12 protein-coding genes are annotated in these 17220 nt (G+C 41.2%); 8 read left to right on the forward strand and 4 right to left on the reverse strand.

Translation table 11 applies throughout. The features are described from left to right. Positions 1-9 precede the first annotated feature (9 nt). The gene (locus HUN01_RS33755) at positions 10-1566 is read left to right on the forward strand and encodes an ammonium transporter (RefSeq protein WP_181929811.1); all 1557 of its coding nucleotides are present in this window, start codon (positions 10-12) and stop codon (positions 1564-1566) included. Positions 1567-2020: 454 nt separating this feature from the next. Continuing rightward, a complete protein-coding gene (locus HUN01_RS33760; protein WP_435026664.1) occupies positions 2021-2452 on the forward strand; it encodes a DUF2141 domain-containing protein in 432 nt (143 codons plus the stop codon). Between the two features lie 102 nt (positions 2453-2554). Here the strand turns inward: HUN01_RS33760 and HUN01_RS33765 are convergent, their stop codons facing one another. Then, entirely contained in the window at positions 2555-3712 is a 1158-nt protein-coding gene (locus tag HUN01_RS33765) for a peptidoglycan-binding protein (protein ID WP_181929813.1), read from the reverse strand. A 226-nt stretch (positions 3713-3938) separates the two neighbouring features. Further along, on the reverse strand, positions 3939-5000 hold the full coding sequence (locus tag HUN01_RS33770; RefSeq protein ID WP_181929814.1) for a DMT family transporter: 1062 nt from the start codon (positions 4998-5000) through the stop codon (positions 3939-3941). 248 nt (positions 5001-5248) lie between these two features. Here HUN01_RS33770 and HUN01_RS33775 point away from each other — a divergent pair, with 248 nt between their 5' ends. Continuing rightward, positions 5249-6400, forward strand: coding sequence for a baeRF7 domain-containing protein (locus HUN01_RS33775; protein ID WP_181929815.1), 1152 nt, complete (start codon positions 5249-5251; stop codon positions 6398-6400). Positions 6401-6524: 124 nt separating this feature from the next. On the opposite strand, the gene HUN01_RS33780 is transcribed toward HUN01_RS33775, so the two are convergent. Beyond that, the gene (locus tag HUN01_RS33780; RefSeq protein ID WP_181929816.1) at positions 6525-8000 is read right to left on the reverse strand and encodes an iron uptake porin; all 1476 of its coding nucleotides are present in this window, start codon (positions 7998-8000) and stop codon (positions 6525-6527) included. A 331-nt stretch (positions 8001-8331) separates the two neighbouring features. On the opposite strand from HUN01_RS33780, the gene HUN01_RS33785 reads away from it, so the two are divergent. From HUN01_RS33785 to HUN01_RS33805, 5 genes are all read left to right on the forward strand, one after another. After that, positions 8332-9540, forward strand: coding sequence for a PQQ-dependent sugar dehydrogenase (locus tag HUN01_RS33785; RefSeq protein ID WP_181929817.1), 1209 nt, complete (start codon positions 8332-8334; stop codon positions 9538-9540). Between the two features lie 617 nt (positions 9541-10157). Further along, positions 10158-10970: a superoxide dismutase gene (locus HUN01_RS33790; RefSeq protein ID WP_181929818.1), complete on the forward strand. Its 813-nt coding sequence runs from the start codon at positions 10158-10160 to the stop codon at positions 10968-10970. A 145-nt stretch (positions 10971-11115) separates the two neighbouring features. Continuing rightward, positions 11116-11703 carry a DUF2459 domain-containing protein gene (locus HUN01_RS33795; RefSeq protein WP_181929819.1) on the forward strand — a complete coding sequence of 196 codons (588 nt, stop codon included), beginning with the start codon at positions 11116-11118 and terminating at the stop codon, positions 11701-11703. A gap of 86 nt (positions 11704-11789) precedes the next feature. After that, positions 11790-13157 (forward strand): glycoside hydrolase 100 family protein, encoded by a 1368-nt coding sequence (locus HUN01_RS33800; RefSeq protein ID WP_181929820.1) that lies wholly within the window; start codon positions 11790-11792, stop codon positions 13155-13157. Between the two features lie 41 nt (positions 13158-13198). After that, complete coding sequence (locus HUN01_RS33805) at positions 13199-14707, forward strand: TrkH family potassium uptake protein (RefSeq protein WP_238845894.1); 1509 nt, start codon at positions 13199-13201, stop codon at positions 14705-14707. Between the two features lie 650 nt (positions 14708-15357). Here HUN01_RS33805 and HUN01_RS33810 read toward each other — a convergent pair. Then, complete coding sequence (locus HUN01_RS33810) at positions 15358-17010, reverse strand: Ppx/GppA phosphatase family protein (protein ID WP_181929821.1); 1653 nt, start codon at positions 17008-17010, stop codon at positions 15358-15360. Positions 17011-17220 lie beyond the last annotated feature (210 nt).

A 17220-nucleotide genomic window follows, 5' to 3' on the forward strand; every position in this document is an offset into this window, starting at 1 on the left:
CTCAAATTCATGTACAAACAAAAATCGAAAACAAAAAATAGGTATTCGTCTGCAAGAAATTACGCTATTGATTCACAATCCAACACTAAAGTCAAGCTATTTAATCGAGTGATGAAGCGGCTTTCTCCCAGTTGGCAAGCTTGTTTACCCATAGCTTGTCTAATTGTGTTGGGTTGGGGTTATGCCGCAGTTGCCCAAGCTCCAGCCGCCGGGCCAACGACAGCAGAACTCAAAGTTGCTCTTGATACCCTGTGGGTTGCGATCGCAGCCTTTTTAGTGTTCTTCATGAACGCTGGTTTTTGTATGTTAGAGACGGGCTTCTGTCGTCAGAAAAATGCTGTCAACGTTCTTTCCAAAAACTTGATTGTATTTGCTCTGTCCACCGTTGCCTTTTGGGCCATCGGTTTTGCCTTAATGTTCGGTGATGGCAACGACTTCATTGGATTGAATGGGTTTTTCTTAGGAGGAGCAGATAACAGTCCCGCCACAGGAGACGCTTATAAAGGTGTCTTTGGTGCTCTTAATTGGGCTGGTGTACCTTTAGCAGCCAAGTTTTTATTCCAGCTAGTGTTTGCTGGAACAGCAGCAACAATCGTTTCTGGTGCAGTAGCCGAACGGATTAAGTTTGCTGACTTCCTAATTTTCAGCCTCTTACTTGTAGGTATTGCCTATCCCATTACCGGACATTGGATTTGGGGTGGTGGTTGGCTAGCAGACAGAGGCTTTTGGGATTTTGCCGGTTCTACGGTGGTTCACTCCGTAGGTGGCTGGGCAGCTTTGATGGGAGCAGCATTTCTTGGGCCCCGTCTTGGTAAATATCAAGACAAGCAAGTTGTAGCACTGCCCGGTCACAACATGAGTATTGCTACCTTGGGTTGTTTGATCCTGTGGTTGGGCTGGTTTGGTTTCAACCCCGGTTCTGTAATGGCTGCCGATCCTGGTGCGATCAGTCACATTGCTCTAACCACTAACATGGCTGCTGCGGCCGGTGGAATTGCCGCTACCATTACAGCTTGGTTGTACTTAGGTAAACCAGACCTGTCAATGATTATCAACGGTATTTTGGCTGGTTTGGTTGGTATTACAGCGCCTTGTGCTTACGTAAATATCCCTAGTTCTTTATTAATTGGCTTCATTGCTGGAGTACTGGTAGTTTTCTCTGTAACCTTCTTTGACAAACTTGGCATTGATGACCCAGTGGGAGCTACCTCAGTTCACCTAGTTTGTGGTATCTGGGGAACTCTAGCAGTGGGTCTATGGTCTGTCGGCCCTGGCGTTTATTCCTGGTATGCACTTGGCCCAGAAAAAGGTTTATTTGCAGGTGGTGGCTTTGGACAGTTTGGTGTTCAGTTGCTAGGCGTTGTCTCAGTAGGTGGCTTCACTGTTTTACTCAGTAGTATTTTTTGGTTGGCACTGAAAGCTACTTTAGGTATTAGAGTATCTAAAGAAGAGGAATTAGAAGGTTTGGATATCGGTGAACACGGTATGGAAGCCTACAGTGGATTTCTCAAAGAAGGTGATCCAACTGGATTTTCTGAAGGACAAGGCTCAATTGGGAGATTGTAGGGTAAATATTTTTTGGTTTCCCATGTGAGCTACCAACACACTATTAGTAGATTGAACTGATTCCGCAACATTCTCTATCCAAGCGGAAAAAAGTAGGGGGTTTTATACCTCCTACTTTTCTAATTTTTTATCAAGCAAAATTCAGGAGTCAGGAGCCAGAATTCAGTTGGGTATTCTGACCGAAAAAGTGCTGCTTCGCATCAATAACGAGTATTTTCGAGTCGCGTCAAGATTGCTGAATCCTTTTAGCGGATAGCTAAGGTTTAGCCCATTCTGACTTCTGAATTCTATTTGATAATTTAACGATCGCAGCCATCTATAGAAAAAATATGCCAGGATGCTTGCGATTATTGACCGAATAATGTAATCTCACGATGAGCCTGCGTGATCTGAATCAAAGTGAAAACTTATTTTACATTGTAGAAATTTTATGGTGAGAGGATTGAGAGGTAGGATGCTACTATTGGCAGTTCTGGGAAATCTGGTATGGTCATTTGATGCCAAAGCAAATTTTAACGGCAAACTCACCGTGGAAATTGATGGCTTTAAGAATAAAGAAGGACAAATCTGTGCCAGTATATTTGCTAGCAGTGAAGGATTTCCTGGCGATCGCGATCGAGTCTTACAAAAGCAGTGTACCAAAATTACTGACACTCCCTTCCCCATTACCTTTGATAACTTGAAAGCAGGTAGGTACGCCGTTGCTGTCTTCCACGATCAAAATAATGACCGCACTCTCAATAGCAATCTTTTTGGTGTCCCAAGCGAAGGCTTTGGATTTTCCAGCAACCCAGAAATTCTGGCAAGAGCGCCCAAATTTAGCGAAGCAGCATTTTTAGTGGCAGGCCCGGATACTAATATCCAAATCCAGTTGAAATATTTTTAGAGCAGATTTAAACTTGGTGCACTTCCAGCACAAATGAGATTTTGGATTTTGGATTAAAACAAAAATCTAAAATCTAAAATCTAAAATTGAATAGCTCTTGCTCTATTGTTGTGAATCGTTGTGTGAATCTTCCGTTAAACTTTGTTGTTCCGATAAGCCACGCATTCTATTCATCTGAGTTAAAGCATATCGTGCTGTTGCTTGCACTTCGGCATCTGGGTCTTCCAGGGCATGGCGCAACATCTGACTCATTTGACCCATCATGTCATAAACGCGCGTCAGGTCACGAATCGCATTTTGCCGCACTTGTGGACTTTCATCTTGCAGTGAAATTGCTAAACCACGGTTCATTGGTTTGAGTGTGCGGATGCCAATTTCTGACAAAGCTGCCAAAATTAAACTGCTTTCTTGAGAATCAGCATCAATCATCAGGTCAACCATCGGCTGAATTGCCCGCGAATCTCCCTGCTGACCCAAATCCCAAATAGCCTTGCGCCGCTTCGTTGGGTCAGAACTGCGTAAGTCTTGAATTAATTCATCAACGATATTGAGTTTAGCAAGCCGGGAAGTTTTTTCTGGTAGTAGCAATTTTGTAGACAGTGGTGGTGTAGCTGTTTGTGGATTATTTGCTATCTCTGGTAAGTGTAGTCTAATCGGTTCTATATTCACTTTAGTCAGACTTTCATCATCTAATATTTCGGACTTTTGAACTTGTTTAACCTGACGAAACCACCTTAGCAGGTAAAAAAGTGCCCCCATACATCCCAGGACTCCAATGGCAAATATTAACCACCAGACAAAACCTCTCTCAGTTGGCTTGGGTGTTGTAGTTGTTGGGGAGGTTGGAGCAGAAGGGGCGACAATTGGAGAGGTGATTATTGGAGAAGTGACAATCTGATTTTTAGCTACCAAATCTGCTTGCAGTCTCTCTCTGGTCGTCAGACCAGCAAGGCCATCTATTTGTAAACCCTTTGCTTTCTGGAATTTAGCTACAGCGGTTTCCGTACTGGCGTTGTACTGTCCATCTACAGCGCCACTGTAGTATCCCAACTGCTTTAATTGGGTTTGTAATATCTGCACATCTGATTTTCGACTACCATATCTCAAAACATCTGGACTAGCAGTAACTCTCGAACTAGCTTGTGCAAGTTCTAAAATTTTAGGTGCTAGGTTAGGTGCAGCTGTGCTTGAGCGAATTGGATAAAAACCCACACAAGAAAAACAGGTAAATATAAGAATTGAGGAACGGCATAGCCTCATATTGCAAGTTTCAGCCTAAACGTGCTTTTGAAGTCTTCGATACCACAATAGCTTCTAGATGACCAAATGTTAATTGTCATTTGTTATTTGTTATTTGTCATTTGTCATTTGTCATTGGGCAAAACAGTTCAGTTAGTGGTAGCGGGGCATTGAGCCAGTTCCGAGTCAAGAAGTGAGATTTACCACTCAGCACTCCTACTCCCCACTTCTTTTGAACGAGTTAGGGTCAAATTTCTGATTCAGATTCTCTGACTGTTAGGGTTATGGAATTTAATTTTTTAGTAGATGCTTCTAAAACTGGTTGCTGTATATTTGCTATTTCGCCGACAGTAACTGTGTCGTTCTGCGCTCCTAAAGTATCACGTTGATTAATGAGATAAATACTAATTAAAGTGAGAAATACTCCTATCCACTGCAACGGACTGAGGACTTCTGAGAGGAAGAGATTGCCAAATAGTAGGGCAAAAACGGGCGTGAGAAAGGTGAGGGAACTAAGACTGGTGAGACTGCCACTAGAGGCAAAGTAGAAAAATAATCCATAAGCGATCGCACTGCCAAATACGGTAGCATAACCCAAAGCCACTAAATCATATCCTCCGAGATTCTCCCACTGCTGTGATTCGACAACTGATGAAACTCCCCATAGTGGCAATCCACCCAAAATCATGTGCCATCCTGTAGCACTTACTGGGTCAGCATATCGGCACACAAACCGAATCAACACTGTTCCCACTGCCATTGATAGCGCAGCTAACAGCATCAACCACTCGCCACTAGCAAACAAATCTTGCCAGTTGCCAATTGTGACATTCACCCCTGAGTCGAGAAAATGTAAAATCAACTCATCAGGTAAGCCAATTAAACTAATGCCTGTGACTCCCAAGCCTAATCCTAGCCATCCCCAAAAACCAATGTGTTCTTGGAATAGCCACAACGATAGTAAGGCAACAGCCAAGGGTTGCGAGTCAATCATCACAGACCCTAACCCCGCAGTGGTTCTGACTAATCCCTCTGCCAAAAAGCCTTGAAATAGCGTCCCATCTACAAGGGCAAATAAGGCAATCCACAGCCATGCAGCCCAACCCCTAGGCTGGGGTTTACCCATAAATGCTGCTGCAATCAGAATTAACATCCCTGCTGGTATCAAACGTACTCCCGCCATGAATAGCGGTGTGGTATGGGGTATCACTCCTTTCATGGCTACCATTGCCGTCCCCCATAGGAAAAAGGGGGCAATTAACAACAGGGGGGCGAAGGGAAGTCGAGATGCACTGAGTTTCAGTTGCATGGGTTTGCTGATGCCTTTGTTTAACAAGCGCAAAAATTGCTTTACCCAATTTTACCGAATTATGTAGTTTTGTGTTCGTGTAGCGTCTGGGAGAGAAGGAATTAATACTCAGATGTAGCTAAAGTTACAACAGATCAAGGTTGTAATGAGACGGATACATTTAAGAATAATATCAAAACCTTTCCCCTGGATCACTTTTGAATCACATTTGTTTGCAAAGCTGAAGAGAAAATGAGCGTGAGGTATCTATGAAGTTATTTTCAATTGAGGAATTAGCAATCTTAACCACAGAAACAAACACAAATTGCGTTTCGATTTATATGCCGACTTATAAAATGAGTACGGAAACCTTACAAAATCCGATTCGGTTTAAAAATTTAATGCGAGAAGCTGAGGAAAAGTTAATAGAGAATGGGCTTCGCACTCAGGAAGCCAGAGATTTATTATTATCAGCCCAAGAGTTAGATGAATACGATTTTTGGCAGCACCAAAGTGATGGACTAGCAATTTTTATCTCAAATAATTTCTTTAGTTACTACACTGTACCTGTTGATTTACCAGAATTAGTAGTAGTTAGTGATCGGTTTCATCTCAAACCTTTAATGTCTTTACTTACAGGTGATGGACAGTTTTATATATTAGCACTTAGTCAAAATTTAGTGCGCTTTTTCCAAGCTAGTCGCTTTAGTATCAACGAAATTGAATTAGAAAGCGTACCCACTAGCATTGCTGAGGCATTAAAGTACGATGACCCAGAAAAAAGCCTCCAGTTTCACACGGGTACACCCCAAAGTGGAAGTGGTAACAGGGCTGCAATCTTTCACGGACATGGGGCTGGCAATGATGATGAAAAAGAAAACATTCTTCGCTATTTCCGTCAAGTCAATAATGGATTACAGGAGTTGCTACAAAATCAGAAGTCGCCTTTGATTCTTGCGGGGGTTGACTATCTTTTACCTATCTATAGGCAAGCAAATTCCTATTCTTATTTAATTGATGAAGGTATTACCGGAAATCCTGACCAATTGAAAGCTGAAGAATTACAAACACAGGCTTGGCAAATTGTGCAACCCTACTTTGAAGGAGAACAAAATGAAGCTATTGCTTATTATCAAGCTAATTTAGGAACTGGGAAAACAGCTAGTAGTATCCAAGAAGTTGTTCGCGCAGCCTATTATCGACGAGTTGAATCTTTATTTGTACCAGTTGGACAACAAAAATGGGGAATGTTCGATCCTGATACAAGCAGTGTACAGGTGCATTCAGAACAGAAATCAGGCGATGAAGATTTGATGGATTTTGCTGCGCTACATACCCTTTTGAATGGTGGTACAGTCTACGCAGTAGCACCAGAACAAGTACCTGGAGATGCTTCTCTTGCAGCAGTTTTGCGTTATTAAACATGATACATCATGTCTTTTATTGCTACTTGGATAATTGCTGCTAGTGTAAGTAATTTAACCTTATTTGGTTCGCAACAGTGGGAAGTTGACCGCCACGTGAGTGAATAACCCCTGAACTAGGTTAAAAGCTAAATACCGTTCTGATACTGCCAAAAAGAATGTCTCCGTTGACGTCATTGTGGTTGGGCTGAGTGAGATAGATAATACCAGGAATGACTGTGATATTTTCTGTTAGAGGATATTGATAGAAAGCCTCAAAGTGTAAACCTGTTACCTTATCTTCACGGTTATTAATTGTATTTGTCATGACTTTAGGCGGCATTCCAAATCCAATTCCACCTACAGCTTTTTCTGTAAATAAATCAGGAAAAGCCAGATTTACCGCATAGTTAATAATATTTGCATTACCATTCACACCGTCAACTCGTTCTGCGTTCATATAGCCAACCCAACTACTTACAGCAATCTTGGGGGTTATTCTCCAGAGTGCTTGTACACCGTAGGCATTTACTATTAATGGCACGCCTGTACCAAAAGGAATGTTTGCAAAATTACTACCTGTGCGATGTAGTAAATTACCATCAGGAACATAGCTGCGAACATAAGCCAATCCAAATTCTGTATTTGGTGAAGGTTTGAAAGAAAGTTGCGCTAAGGCACTATAGTTTCCACCAAACAGTCCTTCATTTCCAGTTTCGGCGTTTTCTGCTAAATAACCCACATCCAAACGAATAGTTTTGTTGTTGTAAACTGCTGCTACACCCGCTGGACTAATGAATCCAATCCGATAAATAGGGTTACGTTCCGAAAAGCGAGAAGGAGAACCTTTTGCACCGCCAAAACTGGCAAAATCAGGGTTAACAACTGTTGCATAGTAATGGTGGGATGCAGCATTTCCGTAAATATAGAAGTTGAGGTTTTCAGCAACAGGAAAGCGATATTCTAGTAAATTTAAATTCATACTGCTGTCACTGTTACCGACTTCAAATGATTGGCGCGTCATATTAGTAGCAGAAGCACCGTTGAAGTTAGGTACTCTATTTGCAGATTGAAGACGTACAAGCAATCTATCTTGACCTGTAAAACTAGTAATTAAGTTTAAACGAGCGCGATAATTTAAAGCTAAATTTGAATTGATATTGGTTTCGCGGTCGCCATCAGCACTGTCTCCAGTTATACCGCTAGCAACAGCGACGAAGGAACCGCTTAATCTAGTTGTAGTAGAAAACTGTTGCGATCGCAATACAGCACTATTCACCTCTAAATTTTCTACCCTATTTTCAAGGGCAGCTAACTCTGTAGCAAACTCATATTGTAGTTTTTTAATAGTTGTGACATCTTCTGGCGCAGTTTTTGAAAGCTGGCTGCCAAACTGCTGATTAATTGTACTGATGCAAGTACTCAACCCCGCTGCAAACTCATAGCGAGTCAAAATCTGATTTCCTTTAAAAGTCTTGTCGGGGTATCCAGTGATACAACTATATTTTTCAACTAATGATTGCAGGGCTACAAAAGCCCAATCTGTAAATTGCACATCAGAGAATTGGGAAACGGGCGTAATCATCACAGTTTCTTGCAAAGCTTCAAATGCTTTCACTGGCTGAAAAACCGCAAGTGTAACACTTAAAATTAAGGAATTAGCAGCCAAAAAGCTTTTTAACACTTACTCACAACTAAATTATTTTTTGTTTTCGCCAGGATTTTCTCAGGTTAGATAATTTGTTACCTCTATCAAAAAGCATAACTTTTTACGCATGATTTACTAAATTTAATACCTCGTTTGTTAGATGCATTTTTTTTGATATTTATATAGTCTGACTCACTAAAAGCCCTTTTTTAGCAGATTAATTCCATTGAGGTTACTTAAATCTGTTTGATTCGGGCAGCTTTGAATAAAAGCAACATTATCACTCCTTACATGAGGCTTCATGAAATTAATCAAACAATCAAGGTACTTTTTAATCGGGTGTGCTTTGGTATTAAGTATTATCCAAACTGCCCATTCACAACAGCCAGAAAAGCAAAAAGTTGAGCGAGTGGAGGGTTATTTAGCAACACCGCAAAAAATTGAATTTCAGGAATCTCTTTTGCAGCAGTTGCAATTACCTCCTGGATTTGAAATTAGTGTATTTGCGAAAGACTTAGGTAATCCTCGTAACTTAGCGATCGCTCCTAATGGTACTGTCTACGTTACTCGTCGTGAACAGGGTGATGTCATTGCGCTTTTAGATACCAACCAAGATGGACGGGCTAACGAAATACGTACCGTAGCTAAGGGTTTAAAATTTGTTAACGGCATCACAATTCATCAAAATAGGCTTTACTTTGTCACCGATACGCACCTGTACGTTACAGACTTGCGATCGGACGGTACAGAAGGCAAGCTGGAAACTCTAATTTCTGATTTACCCGATGCTGGACAACACCCGAACCGTACCATTGCCTTTGGGCCTGATGGGATGCTTTACATTTCCGTAGGTAGTACCTGTAACGCTTGTGATGAACCAAATCCAGAACACGCCACACTCTTACAGGCGCAACCAAACGGTAGTAATCGCTCCATCTATGCAAAAGGTTTGCGAAATACTATTGGTTTTGCTTGGCATCCCCAAACACGCGAACTTTGGGGGTTAGATCACGGTTCCGATTGGCGAGGAAATGACCAACCACCGGAAGAGTTGAACCGGATTGTAAAAGGTGGGAACTATGGTTGGCCTTTTTGTTGGGGTGATAGGCGTCCTGATGTATATCTACCTGCTGAACCTGAAGGAGCAACTAAAAAAGAGTACTGTGCCAAAACTCAACCGCCAGTGCTAACTTACACAGCCCACAGTGCGCCTTTAGCAATGGCGTTTTATACTGCAAAACAATTTCCCCAAGAGTATCAAGGTGATGCTTTTGCAACTATGCGGGGTTCTTGGAACCGCAACCCACCCGTGGGGTACAAGGTTGTGCGGATTCGTTATGAAAATGGCAAACCTGTGAAATTTGAAGATTTTGTGACTGGGTTTTTGACCAAAGACAGAACTGCACAGTTTGGTAGACCGGTTGGTTTAGCGATCGCACCAAATGGTTCAATGTTGTTTACCGATGATACCAATGGAGTGATTTATCGTGTTTCCCACACTGCTAAATGAAACCATTCCCAATTCGCACTCTTGCTAACGCCCCGCTCCGCTAACGCAATTCGCAATAAACTTGGTGACGGTGTGGTAACACTGTCACTTTCTCATCACATTTATCGCAAATACTGAAAATATAGACCTAATCGACCGAAATCGAAATGTTACTGATAAGGAGTATTTCTTATGGTTGGATTGATTATTACTTAGTTAGTAGCAATTATCAGCTTTTTGATTATTTTTCGACTACCAATAGGAGTAGAAATAGACAATTTTACTAAAGCGTTAATTACCGCCGCAGCTTTTGTCATTTTGGCATCGCTTACCTGTTGAAGAAGAATTCAGAAGTCAGAATTCAGGAGTCAGAATAAATCAGTCGCGGGTCTGAATCCCCGACTGAATTGTTGCACCACCAAATTTTCAAATTGGTGGGGGTCTTAAACCCGATTATTCAGACGCGACGCTCGAATACTCGCTATCGCAGACTCGCTAACGCTGCGCTATCCGCCAGTCATACAGAATTCAATTCTGACTCCTGACTCCTGAATTCTATTTTGATAGAAAAGCAAGCATTCCATTTGGAATAACTAATCAATCCGAAGCATCAATTTTTGATTTTGAGGCAAAATTTTATGATCATCAAATTTCTGCGCCAACAAGTTGTTTTGTTTATAACTGGAGCTTTTCTAGTGTCTTTGCTATACGCTTGTCAAGGAGAACCAATAGCAGAGTCACCAACTCCTCCAGCAACACCCGCAGCACAAGACACTGTTGTTGCTACCCAATTTCCCCCCGTAGCATATCCTGACAGAGAGCTAAGTGCTTCTCCCGCACAGCTACCAAAATTACTTTACGCTTATGATGCTTTACAAAAAGCTATTGATGCAGAAACGATGAAACTGCATCATGACAGACACCATGCTACATACGTTGAAAATCTTAACGAAGCATTGCAAAAGCATTCTGAACTAAAAAATAGAAGCGTAGAAGCAATGCTGCGCGATTTAAACAGCATACCAGAGGATATTCGTGAAACAGTACGTAACAACGGAGGTGGTCATCTTAACCACACAATTTTCTGGCAACTTATGAGTCCTAACGGTGGCGGACAACCAACTGGAGAAATAGCCCAACAAATAAATCAAACTTTTGGTAGTTTTGATGCCTTTAGAAAACAGTTTAATGAAGCAGGTGAAGGCAGGTTTGGTAGTGGATGGGTTTGGTTAGTGCGTAACGCCCAAAATCAACTCCAGATTGTTACTACACCAAATCAAGATAACCCCATCACGGAGGGTTTGTACCCAATCATGGGTAACGATATATGGGAACACGCATATTACCTCAGATATCAGAACCGACGCGCTGAGTATCTCAATAACTGGTGGAATGTTGTGAACTGGTCGGAAATTAACACAAGAGCGCAAGTCAAATCACAACAAAGTTAGAAGGTATATCGCAATGAAACTGAATGGGGATAAATAGTATTGTTCAAGGCAAAAGATAAAGTGCTATAAACAGCCTGTATCAAGCCTTGAACTGTATGTATTAATTACGAATTACAAAATTTATAGATTTGTCCCTTATGGCATTATGCGTTTATGCCGCATTACCAAATTTGCTTCTGTAGTAATTGTTTCTATCTTATTGATGTGGATGTTGTCTCCCGCAATTATCGTACCTCCTGCTGACCCTGTTGAGGCAGTTACAATCTATATCACAGATTACATTTGGCATTCTAGACTGATTTTACCTACTGGTAATGGCGAATTAATTCAATATGCTTACGGTGCTTGGAATTATTTTGCCCTAAATCAGCAGGACTTGGGAAATGGGGCGGCAGCACTATTACTACCAACTCAAGGCACTCTCGGTCGGCGAAAATTTAGCAATATCGTCGAACTTCAGCAGATAATTCAACAGGGAAACTACACACTATTAAGTTTAGAAGTAGCCCAAGCCAAAGTAACACAACTACTGAAATTATTAGATGAACGTTTTAATCGCAATATTTCAACGAGCATCGAAAATGGACAAACAGGTTTAATTTTAGTCCAAGATGATCAGAAATATACGTTATTACACAATAGCAATCATGAAGTAGTATCGTGGCTAGAATATTTGAACTGCCAAATTCATGGCTTTGTCATCTGGGCAAACTTTCAGATAAAGCAATCATAATATTAATGCTTTCCAGTTACACGATAAACAAATACACAGCACATAATTTTCTGTAGAAGTCAAATTATCAAGGATTTATCTAAATAATGAAAACAAACAATAATTTAATTGCAGAAGCTTGGACACTACTAGAAAAATCAATTATTTATTATCATGGTCGTCCAATTGGGACGGTAGCAGCCTTAGAACCAGGGACGGAAGCAGTAAATTATGACCAATGTTTTGTTCGTGATTTTGTGTTATCGGCACTGGCTTTTTTAATTAATGGTAAACCAGAGATTGTCCGCAATTTTTTGATAGAAACTCTGAAATTACAGAGTCATGAACCTCAAATGGACTGTTTCCAGCCTGGGCCAGGACTAATGCCAGCCAGTTTCAAAGTAGTATTAAAAGATGGCGAAGAGTATTTGAGTGCTGATTTTGGAGAACACGCGATCGCTAAAGTTCCACCTATTGATTCTTGTTTATGGTGGGTTCTCTTACTCCGGGCTTATGTCAAATCTACAGGTGATATTTCACTTGCTCATAAAACCGAATTTCAACAAGGAATCAAGCTAATTTTAGAAATGTGCCTTGTCCATCGGTTTGCTATGTATCCAACGATGTTGGTTCCTGATGGCGCTTTTATGATTGATCGTCGCATGGGTGTCTACGAACATCCTTTAGAAATTCAAGTGCTGTTTTATGCCACTTTACGCGCAGCCCTTGAACTTCTTTTGCCAAACGATGATAACGCTTCCTGTATTTATAGTGTAAATAAACGTCTAGCACCCCTGACTTATCATCTACGAGAATATTACTGGATCGATCTAAATCGCTTAAATGAAATTTATCGCTATCAAGGTGAGGAATTTGGCAAGGAAGTAGCGAACAGATTCAATATTTACGCTGAATCAATCCCTGCTTGGTTGATGGAATGGATACCAGAGAATGGCGGTTATTTATTAGGTAATCTCGGTTCTGGGCGCATGGATTTTCGTTTCTTTACTTTAGGAAACTTAATGGCTATTATCACCTCTTTAGCCAGTGAGCAAGAATCTCAAAGTATTCTGAATTTAATTGAGCAACGCTGGAATGATTTAGTTGGATATATGCCGATGAAAATCTGTTTTCCGGCCCTAGAAGGTTTAGAATGGCAAACTGTTACAGGATGCGATCGCAAAAATACCCCCTGGTCATATCATAATGGTGGTAATTGGCCAGTTTTACTCTGGTTACTAATAGCAGCAGCACAAAAAACAAATCGCATAGACATTGCCCACAAAGCCATTGATGTTGTGGAAAATCGATTATTTGAAGACAAATGGCCAGAATACTATGATGGAAAAAATGGTCGATTAATTGGCAAAGAAGCTAGAAAATATCAAACCTGGACTTTCGCGGGATTCTTAGTCGCAAAGGAGTTAATTTCTGATCCTAAGCATTTAGAATTAATGAGTTTTGATATTAACTAAAACTTACAATATTCTAATTTGCCCACTCAGATCAAACGACCGTGAAGTTTAAGCGTCGCTCCTTTAGTCTTCCTGTCCGCCTCATCCTACATGATTTAGGAATATTTTTACACGTCCCCGGAGTGATGGCACTGTGTTCTGTGCCAGTCAGTTTGTGGTTTGGTGAATATTATGCGATCGCACCTTTTCTTACAATGGCTGCTGCTGCCATAATACTAGGTCAATTGCTGTATCATCTTTTTCCTGAAACAGGTGAATCACGCTTGCGTCATGCCATGCTAGTTGCTGCTATTGGTTGGGGGATGATTTCCCTGTTCGGAGCGATTCCATTTTGGGGAATTGCGATCTTACTACCAGTATCACCAAACACACCTCAGACGATGCTGGAATTTCAAAATCCCTGGAATGCTATTTTTGAAGCCTTTTCTGGTTTTACTAGTACTGGGTTATCTGTAGCAATAAATGCTAGCGAACTACCACGTAGCTTACAGTGGTGGCGCTCTTTTACAGAATGGATTGATGGCGTTGGCATAACAGTGCTTGTTCTAGCTGTACTAGAGCCAGGGATGGATGCTTACCATCTCTATTCTGCGGAGGGACGGGAAAAGAAAATTGCCCCAACTGTGACTGATACTGTACAGAAAATTCTCTGGATTTATGCGCTTTACACGGTGTTAAGTATAGTGCTGTTGGTTGTCTTAGGAATGCCTTTGTGGGATTCTATCAACCACGCTTTAACCGGAATTGCTACAGGGGGTTTTAGTATCCAAGATGAGAGTATCGGCACTTACAATCCAGTTATTCAGCTTGCTGTAGTTTTGATTATGATTACTGGAGCGATTAGCTTTCCCATTCACCACCAACTATTGACGCAGCGACATTGGTCTATTTTGTGGACAGATGCTCAACATCGAACATTGTGGCTGGTTTTGGGAATAGGCGCTTTAGTTCTTGTTGGAGAAAACTTTTGGTTTAGCGGAACATTTGTTTGGATAGATTCATTGTTTCAATGGGTTTCCGCCTTAACAACCTGTGGTTTCGAGACAACAGAACTGCAACCTTGGGGTTCTGGTGCTAAATTTCTGTTAAGTGTAGCAATGATTTTTGGTGGTGCTGCGGGTTCTACAGCGGGTGGACTGAAGCTAAAGCGAGTTGTGACAATATATCGGGGTATATTGTGGCACTTTCAACAATTGTTTTTACAACCTCGCAAATTGATAAAATACAAACTCACCAATGAAGTGCTAACCGCTGCTAAAGCTTATCGTCAGTTTTACGCGGCTGCAACTTTAGCAGCACTGTGGATAGTTTCACTTGCGATCGGCATTTTTGCACTGCTACATTTTGCTCCACCCAAATATACACTCAGCGATATTATTTTAGAAGCGGCTTCTGCATTAGGTAACGTCGGATTATCCACAGGAATTACAGACCCAAATTTGCCTTGGGGAGGGAAATTTACTCTTATCTTGTTGATGTGGGTAGGACGATTAGAAATCGTTCCTGTGTTGCTGCTCTTTGTTTTACCATTAGGTGCGTCAAAAAGATAAGGGGCGGTAAATAATGGTTTTTTAAGCAGGTCTGTGGATAGAGTTTATGAAATGAAAAACTCCACCCACAAGGGTATGGGGAATGGGGCAAAACAGTTCCATTAGCGATAGCGGGGTGTTTAGCCCGTTCTGAGTAAAAAAGCGAGATTCCCCACTCAGCACTCATAACTCAGCACTTAGCTATAACAACTGTTCTAGGAAAACTACTCTCTGCATTTCCCGATAAAACAGTGTTTAATCCTGTTTGATTGAAATATTGAAATATTATATAAGGATACCTAAGTTTTCCCGGCTTAGATATCCAATAGCAACATAACCTATATAAATAGATTGTTGACTATATTATAATTGCCAATTTGTGCTTTTAAATGCTTCTTGGGGCAGTTTATAAATTGGTACTTAAGTAAGATGACAAAATTAGAAAGGAGGTTTATTTTTTTTACTTAAATTTTGAAACTATAGTAAGATAAAATTTTTTGTGTTATGATATTAAGTATTTTATTAATGCACTTCAATAAATACATACACATACATAGATTTTCACCTCAAACTTTGATATTGAGCCTAACTTTTCAAGCTGAGGAATTATTACAAGAATCTAATGCAAGCTATGTGCAGGGGCGTTAACGCAGTGTAACGCACCCTAGTTTCTAAGACAAGCTAGTAACGCTAGACTTTTCTAAACTCGCTACTAATTTCACTCCAAATTCTTCCTCAAACACTCCTTTTTTATAATCTAAGCTCCAAAGTTCTAAAGCACAGTCATCATCAGTTTGAGAAGGGAAAATTAGCAAATTTACCTGCCGAAACTGTGAATAATACTCACATTGGACTTGAGCGATCGCACCAATTTGTCGTCTATCTAATGCCACCGCCAATCTGAGAATTGCACTCAATTGACTGACCATTTGTCGCTGGTGTTTAGTCAGCAAACTCTGGTAATTTTCATGTTTTTTCTTAGGCGGCGATTTGCGATGATAACGCGCTAAATTGGCAATGATTTCAATCTCGGTTTCTGTATAACCAAGCAATTCACCATTGCGAATTAGATAGTAAGAGTGCTTGTGGTGAGACGAATGGCTGACATAATGACCGCAATTGTGTAATATTGCAGCCGCCCACAACAGTTGTCGTTCATCAGATCCCCAGTGGTGCAGAATACCTTGAGTTTGGTCAAATAAACTCTCGGCAAATTTTGCAACGCGATCGCTATATTCTAAATTGACATGGTATTTATTAGCAAGTTTGAGAACATTCCGTTCCCGAACTGAACTTTGGTAGCGCAGCTTATCTTCAATTAAACCGTGGGTTAGCATCCAGTCTACGATTACGCCTTCCCTCAGAGAACGTTCACAAACTGTGATCGATTCACTACCCAAAAGGGTCATCGCTTCCTGTAATATTACTGCGCCAGCAAGTATAACTTCAGATCGTTTATCTGGCATCCCAGGAATAGCAGCCTTTTCTGAATTACTGAGTTTCCGCAAGCGATTTACCAACTCTCGCAAGTCTTTAAGACTGAACTGATAGCCATTGAGTGTGGAAGGAATGACACCTGACTTTTCTCGCGCATGAATCATCGCCAGGGTTTCAATTGTGCCAGATGTACCTACCAAACGTGGAGACTCACCAAACTCTAGGTTTGCTAGTATCTCATCCACGGAACGTTCTAACATCCCGCGTGCATAAGCTTGCAAATATTGAAACTCAGTGTTGCTGATGGGATCGGTAGTGATTAACTCGCTAGTGAGTCGCACTGCACCGACCTTGGTACTGGTGAGAGTGCGTGCTTGGTGACTATCACCCAAAACTAACTCTGTGGAACCACCGCCAATATCAACAATCATGTGGGGCTGGTTATGAAATTCCATCCCCGACAGCACGCCAAGATAGATTCGCCGCGCTTCTTCTTGACCAGAAATCAAGTCAACGCTTAAACCCAACTCCGTTTCTATTTTGTGCAAAAAATCTTTACCATTGGGGGCTTCCCGCACAGCACTAGTTGCCACAGCGATGATTGTTTCAACGTTGATAGTTTTGGCAACTTCTTGGAAACGTCCTAAAGCTGCGATCGCCTTTTTAATGATCTCCGGTTTGAGTTCCCCTGTCCTCAGATCGCGATCGCCAAGTCTCACGGTTTCTTTTTCTCTAGCAATAATGCTGAAAGCTGGTAGTGTGGGGTCAATCTTCACTACTACCATGTGTAAAGAATTTGTTCCCAGGTCAATGGCAGCAATAATCCGGTCTTGCTTAGGTGGTTGAGTTGTAGCACTCTCCCAGCTAGCCGAAACTAAATTCAGCATCTAGTTTTCTCTCTTTATAAGAAATGATGGCAAACGGTGGTATGTCGGGGTAGCTGGCACTGATATTTATTGCAACACACTAGCTCAAGCTGAATACTGAGTTTTGAGTAAACTAACAATACCCAGCAATCTTCATTTTTGGTTGAGGGTAACTGAGCTAAGTATATTCACCCTACTGCTTCTAACCTAGTGACTATTTAAAGATATTTA

Origin of the sequence: Nostoc edaphicum CCNP1411 (assembly GCF_014023275.1) — a bacterium.
GTDB classification, from domain to species: domain Bacteria; phylum Cyanobacteriota; class Cyanobacteriia; order Cyanobacteriales; family Nostocaceae; genus Nostoc; species Nostoc edaphicum_A.

Coding starts and splice junctions, on each gene's coding strand:
- HUN01_RS33790 (WP_181929818.1), top strand. CDS start 10,158: ATGATCATCAAATTTCTGCGCCAACAAGTTGTTTTGTTTATAACTGGA.
- HUN01_RS33800 (WP_181929820.1), top strand. CDS start 11,790: ATGAAAACAAACAATAATTTAATTGCAGAAGCTTGGACACTACTAGAA.
- HUN01_RS33785 (WP_181929817.1), top strand. CDS start 8,332: ATGAAATTAATCAAACAATCAAGGTACTTTTTAATCGGGTGTGCTTTG.
- HUN01_RS33770 (WP_181929814.1), bottom strand. CDS start 5,000: ATGCAACTGAAACTCAGTGCATCTCGACTTCCCTTCGCCCCCCTGTTG.
- HUN01_RS33795 (WP_181929819.1), top strand. CDS start 11,116: ATGCGTTTATGCCGCATTACCAAATTTGCTTCTGTAGTAATTGTTTCT.
- HUN01_RS33810 (WP_181929821.1), bottom strand. CDS start 17,010: ATGCTGAATTTAGTTTCGGCTAGCTGGGAGAGTGCTACAACTCAACCA.
- HUN01_RS33760 (WP_435026664.1), top strand. CDS start 2,021: ATGCTACTATTGGCAGTTCTGGGAAATCTGGTATGGTCATTTGATGCC.
- HUN01_RS33755 (WP_181929811.1), top strand. CDS start 10: ATGTACAAACAAAAATCGAAAACAAAAAATAGGTATTCGTCTGCAAGA.
- HUN01_RS33765 (WP_181929813.1), bottom strand. CDS start 3,712: ATGAGGCTATGCCGTTCCTCAATTCTTATATTTACCTGTTTTTCTTGT.
- HUN01_RS33775 (WP_181929815.1), top strand. CDS start 5,249: ATGAAGTTATTTTCAATTGAGGAATTAGCAATCTTAACCACAGAAACA.